Raw genomic sequence first — 511 nt, forward strand, 5'->3', positions numbered from 1 at the left:
TCTTAGAGCTACTAACAAAATGATCTAGAGGCGTGTCTTCTGGCACTGCAGGTCGTTGATCTTCGCGTGAAGAAGGGCGAGCAACTGCCGTGGATCGTGCCGGACAGCTTGTGGGAGCGGATCGAGCCGCTGCTGCCAAAGGTGGAGCGGCGACGGCGCCATCCGGGCCGTAAGCGGTTGGATGATCGGCTGGCGTTGCAGGGCATCTTGTTCGTGCTCTACACCGCGATCCCGTGGGAGTTCCTGCCTCAGGAACTGGGCTTCGGCTCGGGGATGACCTGCTGGCGGCGGCTGCGCGACTGGCACGCGGCCGGTGTCTGGGACCGGCTGCACCAGGTGTTGCTCGCCGAGTTGCACGCCGCCGGCCAGCTCGACTGGTCCAAGGCGGTGATCGACAGCTCACACGTCCGGGCGCTCAAGGGTGGCCCAAAACCGGGCCGAGCCCGGTCGACCGCGCCAAGCCGGGCTCGAAACATCACGTCATCACCGACGGCAACGGGATCCCCCTCGC

Annotated in this window: 1 pseudogene; it reads left to right on the top strand. The window is 65.6% G+C overall.

The features are described 5' to 3' along the window. Positions 1 to 84 precede the first annotated feature (84 nt). Positions 85 to 511, top strand: a pseudogene (locus tag KME78_RS63715) (IS5 family transposase); the annotation flags it as partial.

The organism is Nonomuraea guangzhouensis (assembly GCF_019396345.1).
Classification (GTDB): domain Bacteria; phylum Actinomycetota; class Actinomycetes; order Streptosporangiales; family Streptosporangiaceae; genus Nonomuraea; species Nonomuraea guangzhouensis.